This window comes from Agromyces binzhouensis (assembly GCF_004135055.1).
In the GTDB taxonomy this organism is placed as follows: domain Bacteria; phylum Actinomycetota; class Actinomycetes; order Actinomycetales; family Microbacteriaceae; genus Agromyces; species Agromyces binzhouensis.
In genome coordinates this window covers 1-7,681 of record NZ_SDPL01000117.1, presented here as the reverse complement: position 1 = coordinate 7,681, position 7,681 = coordinate 1, and the positions used below count along the sequence as shown (strand labels likewise).

The 7,681-nt window shown below is 73.0% G+C and carries 7 protein-coding genes; 6 read left to right on the top strand and 1 reads right to left on the bottom strand.

All coding sequences use genetic code 11. The features are described 5' to 3' along the window. Positions 1 to 221: 221 nt before the first annotated feature. Genes ESO86_RS07760 through ESO86_RS07735 form a run of 6 tightly spaced genes read left to right on the top strand, consistent with a single transcriptional unit; the run spans position 222 to position 6,203 of the window. Complete coding sequence (locus tag ESO86_RS07760) at positions 222 to 665, top strand: phage tail protein (protein WP_129234382.1); 444 nt, start codon at positions 222 to 224, stop codon at positions 663 to 665. Positions 666 to 675: 10 nt separating this feature from the next. Beyond that, positions 676 to 1,440, top strand: a complete 765-nt coding sequence (locus tag ESO86_RS07755) for a CIS tube protein (protein ID WP_129234381.1) — start codon at positions 676 to 678, stop codon at positions 1,438 to 1,440. Further along, complete coding sequence (locus ESO86_RS07750; RefSeq protein ID WP_129234380.1) at positions 1,424 to 3,250, top strand: VgrG-related protein; 1,827 nt, start codon at positions 1,424 to 1,426, stop codon at positions 3,248 to 3,250. The genes ESO86_RS07755 and ESO86_RS07750 overlap by 17 nt, the downstream gene beginning before the upstream one ends. A gap of 27 nt (positions 3,251 to 3,277) precedes the next feature. Further along, positions 3,278 to 3,691, top strand: a complete 414-nt coding sequence (locus ESO86_RS07745) for a GPW/gp25 family protein (protein ID WP_129234379.1) — start codon at positions 3,278 to 3,280, stop codon at positions 3,689 to 3,691. After that, positions 3,688 to 5,631, top strand: a complete 1,944-nt coding sequence (locus ESO86_RS07740; RefSeq protein WP_129234378.1) for a putative baseplate assembly protein — start codon at positions 3,688 to 3,690, stop codon at positions 5,629 to 5,631. The genes ESO86_RS07745 and ESO86_RS07740 overlap by 4 nt, the downstream gene beginning before the upstream one ends. A gap of 11 nt (positions 5,632 to 5,642) precedes the next feature. Next, positions 5,643 to 6,203: a phage tail protein gene (locus ESO86_RS07735; protein WP_242492264.1), complete on the top strand. Its 561-nt coding sequence runs from the start codon at positions 5,643 to 5,645 to the stop codon at positions 6,201 to 6,203. Between the two features lie 20 nt (positions 6,204 to 6,223). Here ESO86_RS07735 and ESO86_RS07730 read toward each other — a convergent pair. After that, positions 6,224 to 7,681: AfsR/SARP family transcriptional regulator (locus ESO86_RS07730; protein ID WP_207207056.1), on the bottom strand; the 1,458-nt coding region annotated here is incomplete at its 5' end.

Genomic DNA, 7,681 nt, shown 5'->3' with positions numbered 1-7,681 from the left:
CTGCCGTGGGCGACGCCGCTGCTGCCGCCGGCGCAGCGCTCGGCGGGGGCGCAGCGGGCGCCGGCGACGTGGAACAGCTCGTGCGGCGGCTCTACGGGCCGCTCGTCCGGCGCATCAAGGCGGAGCTCCTGCTCGATCGCGAGCGCCGAGGCATCCGCATCGATGGGATCTGATCGTCGACGCCACCGCGCCGTCGACGGGACCCGAACGAAGGAGGCGACATGCTCACCGACACCGAGATCGCCGTCGGCGTGCACTACCTCGTGCATCTCGACGAGCACGACCTGGGCGACTTCGCGACCTGCGACGGCCTCGGGGTCGAGGTCGTGCTCGAGTCCAGGGAGGAGGGCGGCAACAACGGCTTCGTCTGGCAGTTCCCGACACGACTGAAGTACCCGAACATCAAGCTCTCGCGGCCGGTGAGCAAGGGCACCGCCGACACCATCGTGAACTGGGTCGTCGCGGCGGTGACCGGCCCGTCGCGCGGCACGGGCCGCATCGAGATCCGCAGCGCCGACAACAAGCCCGTCGCGGCCTACGACCTGCACGACGTCATCCCGGTGCGGTGGTCGGGTCCGGCGCTGAGCCCGGACCAGCCCAAGGTGCTCGTCGAGACGCTCGAGATCGCCCACAACGGCTTCGTCCGCACGGGTTCGACGTACTGAGGCGGACGACATGCCGATCACGACGACCGCCTCGGACACGACGAGCCTCGTGCACGCCGCCATCGACGTGCACGAGCCCGGGCAGAAGCCCGGCAAGGTCGGCGCCCTGATCACGACGATCGACTTCCAGCTCAACCCCAAGGAGCTGACCGTCACCAAGTCGGCGAAGTGGGAGAGCAAGAGCCAGAAGAAGTCCGCGTCCGCGCCGCCGACGACGTACCAGGGACCCGACCCGCAGAAGATGAGCGTCGAGATGTACTTCGACGAGACCCGGCAGCGCGACGGGAGCGTCGTCAAGCGGGTCGAGGCGCTCTTCGAGGCGTGCACCCCGACCAGCGCATCGGTCGACGGCAACCGCCCCTCGGCGCCGTGGGTCAAGTTCCGCTGGGGCGTGCTCACGGGCTTCGTCGGGTACATCAAGAGCGTCGCCGCGAAGTACACGCTCTTCTCGCCCGACGGCACGCCCCTGCGCGCCGTGTGCACGGTCGCGCTCGAGGAGCTCGCGAACGAGCCGTCGAAGCAGAACCCGACCTCCGGCGGCCTGCAGCCGCGGCACTCGCACGTCGTGCGCGAGGGCGACTCGCTCGCGGCCATCGCGTACGCGGAGTACGGCGATCCCGCCCGCTGGCGGGACCTCGCGGACGTGAACGGCATCGACGACCCCCTGCGCCTCCGCCCGGGCGCCACGGTGCTGATCCCGACGCTCGAGGAGCTCGCCAGGGCGGACGGTCGCGTGATCGCGCGGAAGGAGATCGCCCGTGCCCTCGTCCGTTGACGCCTACACGAGCCTCGTCCTCGTCTCGGTCGGCGGCTCGACACTGCCGCCCGAGGTCTCGGCACTGCTCGCGAGCAGTCGCGTGACGGATGCCGCGAACCTGCCCGACTCGTTCGAGCTCGAGTTCCTCGACACCGCCGGGACGGCCCTCGCGCAGGGCGGCTTCGAGATCGGGGCGGCGGTCGTGGTCAGCGTGTCGCAGAACGGCGCCGAGGGGCAGCGGAAGCTGCTCGAGGGCGAGGTCACCGCGCTCGATCGCGAGGACGTCGGCGGGGAGCTCCGCACGAGGGTCCGCGGGCTGGACGCCTCCCACCGGCTGTTCCGCGGCCGTCGCATCGCCGCGTACGTCGACATGTCGACGGCGGACATCGTGCGCAAGGTGGCCGAACGCGCCGGGCTGCGTGCCGGCACGATCTCGGGACCGCCGACCGTGCGCCCGCACACGACGCAGGACAACGTGAGCGACTGGGTCTTCCTGAAGCGGCTCGCGGATGACTCGGGCTGCGTGTTCGCCGTCACGGAGGGCCGGCTCGACTTCGGGCCCCCGACCGCCGCATCGACCGCGTCGGACGACTCCGCCACGGCGGTCGACGACCCGATCGTCATCGAGCACGGGCGCAACACGATCTACCTCCGATCGACGATCACGAGCGCCGAGCAGGTGCCCGAGGTCGAGGTCCGCGGCTGGGACGTCGCGGCGAAGCAGAAGGTCGTGTCGACCGCGCCCGCGAGGACGGAGTCGGCCGACCTGCCCACTGTCGACCCGGTGAAGGTCGCGAACGTGTTCTCCAGCCCCCGGTACGTGAGCGGTGCGGGAACGGGCTCCCAGCAGCCCCAGGATCGACTCGCCCAGTCGCTCTCGGCACGGATCGCCGGCGGATTCGCGGAGATCGAGGCGCAGATCCTCGGCAATCCCGGGATCCGGTCGGGCACCGCGGTGCGGTTGCAGGGCTTCGGCGCGCCGTTCGACGGCCGCTACGTCGTCACCGAGTCGCGACACGAGTTCACCCCGGAGCAGGGGTACACGACGTCGTTCACCGTGAGCGACGCCTCCGACCGGTCCCTGCTCGGTGCAGGGACCAGGCCCGATCGCGGCGGCGCCTCGGCGATGCAGGGGGTCGTCACCGCGCTCGTCAGCGACGTCCACGGCAGCGGCGGGGCGGAGGAGGAGGGGCGGGTCCGGCTGACCTTCCCGATCCTCTCCGACGAGTACGTGAGCGGATGGGCCCGGGTCGTGCAGGCGGGCGCCGGCGGCGACCGGGGGTCGATGATCATGCCCGAGGTGGGCGACGAGGTGCTCGTGGCCTTCGAGGCTGGGTCGTTCGATCGCCCGGTCGTGCTCGGCGGGCTGTACAACGGCCTCGACCAGCCGAACGGCGGGTGGGGGTCGGCCGTCGAGTTGGGCTCGGTCGTCCGCAGGAGCTTCGCGTCCCGGACGGGCATGGTGGTGGAGTTCCTCGAGCGGCCCGGTGAGGAGTCCGTCCGCATCTCGACGAACGAGGGCAGCCAGCACGTGACGCTCGCGCAGACCGCGGAGAAGGGGATCCGGATCATCGCGGCCGGCCCGGTCGAGGTGACGGCCGAGGGCGACGCCACCGTCACCGCGGGCGGAGACGCCTCCGTCTCCGGCACGAAGGTGGAGGTCGCGGCGAGGTCCGAGCTGAAGCTCTCGGCCCCGAAGGTCGCGATCGAGGGGGCGACGTCGCTCGACCTGAGCGGCGCGAAGGTCTCGCTGAAGGGCAAGGCGTCGGCCGAGCTGTCGTCGTCCGGCTCGACCGTCGTGTCCGGCAGCCTCGTGAAGATCAACTGAGGTCGAGACGGGATCGGAGGGTCGGAGATGTCGCAGGAGTTCGTCGGGCGGGGCTGGTCGTTCCCCGTCCGCGCAGACACGGGGGGCCGGATCGCGCTGTCCTCGGACGACCACGAGATCGAGGAGAGCATCCGGTTGATCCTCGCGACCGCGCCCGGCGAGCGCCCCATGCGTCCCGAGTTCGGGTGCGCCGTGCACGACTACGTCTTCGCGCCGGCGGATGCGGCGACCGCGGGCGCCGTGGGCGATGCGGTGCGCACCGCGCTCCGCCAGTGGGAGCCGCGGATCGACGTCACCAGGGTGGCCGTCTCGTACGGTCGCGCCGACGAGGGGCTGCTCCTGATCGACATCGGCTACGCCATCCGCGGCTCGAACGACCCGCGCAACCTCGTCTTCCCGTTCTACGTGATTCCGGAGCGCGCATCGGAGGCGACGCCATGAGCCTGCCAGCACCGAACCTCGACGACCGCCGATTCCAGGACCTCGTCGACGACGCGAAGCGCCTCGTCGCGCTGCGCTGCCCCGAGTGGACGGACCACAACGTCTCCGACCCCGGCGTCACCCTCATCGAGGCGTTCGCGTTCATGGCCGACGAGCTGTTCTACCGGCTCAACCGCGTTCCCGACAAGCTGTACGTCGCCTTCCTCGACCTCATCGGGATCACGCTCTACCCGCCGACGGCGGCCACCGCCGATGTCGTGATGTGGCTCGCGGCGCCGCGCACCGACGTCGTCGTCGTCCCGGCGAGGACGGAGGTCGGGACGCCGCGGAACGAGCAGGCCGAGTCGGTGGTCTTCCAGACCACCGCCGAACTGCAGATCCCGCCGCGGTCGCTCACCCACGTCGGCAGCCGGTCGGGGGATGCGACGACCGTCCGGGGTGCGCGGCTCGGCGCCGACCCGATCGAGGCGTTCGGGACGCCCCCGAAGGTGGGCGACGAACTCCTCGTCGGCCTCGACCAGCCGGCGCCCGGGCTCGCGATCGGGATCCGCCTCGACTGCACCGTCCGCGGCGTCGGCGTCGACCCGCTCGACCCGCCCACCGTGTGGGAGTCGTGGAACGGCTCGGGGTGGACCCCGTGCGACCTCGTCTCCGACCGCACCGGCGGGCTCAACCAGCCGGGCGAGGTGCGGCTCATCGTGGCGCGCGACCACGTGGCATCCGTCATCGGCGACGAGCGCGCCGGATGGATCCGGTGCCGCATCGTCGAGCGCGAGGAGGGGGTCCCGACCTACAAGCAGCCGCCGCTCGTGCGCGACGCGTCGGCCGACACGGTGGGCGGCGTCGCCGTCGCGATGCACGCGAAGACCGTCGACGAGGAGGTCCTGGGGCTCTCCGAGGGCGTGCCCGGGCAGTCGTTCGCGCTCCAGGAGCGGCCGGTCGTGGACGACGGCGAGGCGTTCGTCGTCGAGGTCGGCTCGGGGAGCGGATGGAACGAGTGGACCGAGGTCGACTCCTTCGCCGGATCGACGGAGGACGACCGGCACGTCGTCGTCGACCGCGCGACCGGCACGGTCTCGTTCCCGCCCGCCGTCCGCGAGCAGGACGGGAGCCTCCGCCGCTACGGCGCGGTCCCGCCGAAGGGTGCGCCGCTGCGCGTGCCGCGGTACCGGGTCGGGGGCGGGCTCCACGGGAACGTCTCGGCCGGCAGCCTCTCCGTGCTCCGTTCCACCGTGCCGTTCGTCAGCAGCGCGGTCAATCGCAAGGCGGCGCACGACGGCACCGACGGCGAGACGGTCGAGGAGGCGAAGGTCCGCGGTCCGCTCGCGCTCCGCACTCGGGATCGCGCGGTGACGCTCGGGGACTTCGAGCAGCTCGCGAAGCGCGCAGCGCCCGGCGTCGGCAGGACGCGCGCGCTCCCCGTCGACGACGGGGGCGGCGCGGGGGTCCGGCTGCTCGTGGTGCCGACCGTGTCCGTCGGCCCCGGCGGGCGGATCGACTACGCCGACCTGCAACCCGGGCCCGAGCTGCTGGAGTCGATCTCCGACGACCTCGAGACCCGACGGATCGCGGGCACGCGGCTCCTCATCGAGCCGCCCGAGTACCGCGGCGTCACGGTGGTGGCGCGGTTGGTCGCGGGCCCGCGCGTGGCGGTCAAGCGCCTGCAGGAGGAGGCGCTCGCCACGCTCTACCGGCACTTCGACCCGATCCGCGGCGGCAACGACGGCAACGGATGGCCCTTCGGACGCCCGGTGCTCGCCGGCGAGGTGTACGCCGTGCTCCAGTCGCTGCCCGGCGCCGAGCTGGTCGACGACGTCCTGCTGTTCGAGGCCGATCCGGCCACGGGCGAACGCGGCGAACCGGTGCAGCGGATCGGGCTCGCGCCGTCCGCGCTCGTGTACAGCTTCGCGCACAGCGTCCGCGTGACCTCGGGGGTGTGACCATGCGCGGGATGGTGCACGAGCGGATCAACCGGATGCCGCTCGCCAACCCGGTCCCGCTCGGCATGCGGCTGCCCGGGATCCTCCAGGAGGACGGGTTCCTCATGCGGTGGACCAGCGCCTTCGACGACTCCATCGCGCCCGTCTACGCGGTGCTCGACAACCTCGAGGCCTACGTCCGCCCGTCCTCCGCCCCGGCCGACTTCCTCGAATGGCTCGCCGGCTGGGTCGACGTCGCGCTCGACGACGCCTGGTCGGAGGAGCAGCGACGCTCGATCGTCGCAGGCGCCGCGGCGTTGCACCGGCGCGCCGGGACTCCGGGCGGCATCCGCGATGCCATGCGACTCGCCGCCGGGCCCGACGCCGAGGTCGAGGTCGAGGAGTCGGGAGCGACCGCATGGTCGCCGACGCCGGGTGCACCGCTGCCCGGATCGGCCGAGGCGCGACTGGTGATCACCGTCACCGTGCCGAACGGCGACCGCGCCGAACTCGAGCGGCGGTTCGAGCGCGTCGCCGCAGCCGTGGTCCCCGCGCACCTGCCGGTCGGCGTGACGGTCGTGGTCTCGGGCTGAAGCGCGGGGCGGCCGCCTCCTCAGTCGACGCCGAGCTCGACCCGCATGCGGCGGTAGCCCTCCGCGGCGCGCTCGGCGGCCAGCACGTCACCGGAGCGGCGCTGCACCTCGACCAGCGTGCGCCAGGCCTCGTCCAGCCACGGGTTGATGTCCACGGCGCGGGTCGCGGTCGCGACCGCGGCGCGAGCCGAGCCGAGACGGAGTTCGAGGTGCGCGAGGGATGCCGCGGCCTCCGAGGCACGTAGCCGATACCGTTCGCGGGCGCCGGTCACCCACTCGGCCGGCCCGTCCTCGGGAAGCACGTCCCCGGTGTAGCGCTCGAGGGCCGCGCGGAGGCCGTGCGCCGTCGACTCCGCATCGCCTCGACGCTTGGCCACCGCCGCATCGGCGAGGTGGTCGTCGAAGTCGGCGAGGTCGCAGTCGCGACGATCGAGGACCCCGAGTCGGTAGGCCTCGCCGACGCGCTCGACGATCGAGCTGTCGTCGTCCGCACTGGGGCGGGGCAGCGCGCGCCTCAGGCTCGACACGCTGACGTGCAGTGCGTGCACCGCGGACTCGGTTCCCAGATCGCCCCAGAGGATCTCCGCGATGAGCTCGCGGTGGACCGGGGCGCCCGAGTTCAGCGCGAGCATCCGCAGGAGGGCACGGGCCTGGGGTCTCACGGTCCGGAGGTCGATCTCGGCGCCGTCGGCGCGCAGGTGGAACCCGCCGAAGCACTCCACCGTGAGCCTGGGCAGACGCGACGCCGTGGTCCCCGTCCAGTCCGAGCGAGTCGCGTGCGGCTGCCGCGCGAAGGCATCGGTGACGAGGGAGGGCAGCCGGGGCAGCCCGGTCTCGAGTGCGTGCCGCCGGCAGGTGGCGCGCGTGCCCGACCAGGCTCCGGCGCGTTCGGGAGCCAGGGACTGCGCGACCTCGAGCAGTGCCCGGGCGCCGTCCGCACCGGAGGACCGGACGGACCCGTCCGCCCGGACGATGAGCTCGCGCGTCTGCTCCGAGCCGGAGACCGCCGCCGCGAGCGCCCCGCACGACCGGGCCCAGGCCGCCACGTCCGCGTATCCGATGCGATCGAAGCGGTCCGCGACGGCCGCCGCCCGTGCGCTGGTGACCTGCCCGCGCCGAAGCCGGACGACGAGGTCCACGCCGGCGATGGACGCCGCGGCCAGCGGCTGCTGCTCCGCATCGCAGGAGGCGACGATGCCGCGCACCGTGGACGACGGCAGGTCGGCGATCGCCGCGATCGCGCCCTGGCAGACGCGTGCGAGCGGGAGGTCCGCCGCCTCGACGCACTCGCGCTCGAGGGCCGCGAGGGCGTCCAGCGTCGCATCGCGTGGGGTCAGCGGTTCGCGGATCACGAGCAGGGCGAGACGTGCCGGCCTGGCCTCCGCGGGCGTGCCGCGGTCGACGACGCGGCGGAGGAGCGGGATCGCACCGACGATGTCGCCGCGACGCAGCCGCGCCATGGCGCCACCGAGATCGGA

Coding starts and splice junctions, on each gene's coding strand:
- ESO86_RS07760 (WP_129234382.1), top strand. CDS start 222: ATGCTCACCGACACCGAGATCGCCGTCGGCGTGCACTACCTCGTGCAT.
- ESO86_RS07755 (WP_129234381.1), top strand. CDS start 676: ATGCCGATCACGACGACCGCCTCGGACACGACGAGCCTCGTGCACGCC.
- ESO86_RS07745 (WP_129234379.1), top strand. CDS start 3,278: ATGTCGCAGGAGTTCGTCGGGCGGGGCTGGTCGTTCCCCGTCCGCGCA.
- ESO86_RS07740 (WP_129234378.1), top strand. CDS start 3,688: ATGAGCCTGCCAGCACCGAACCTCGACGACCGCCGATTCCAGGACCTC.
- ESO86_RS07735 (WP_242492264.1), top strand. CDS start 5,643: ATGGTGCACGAGCGGATCAACCGGATGCCGCTCGCCAACCCGGTCCCG.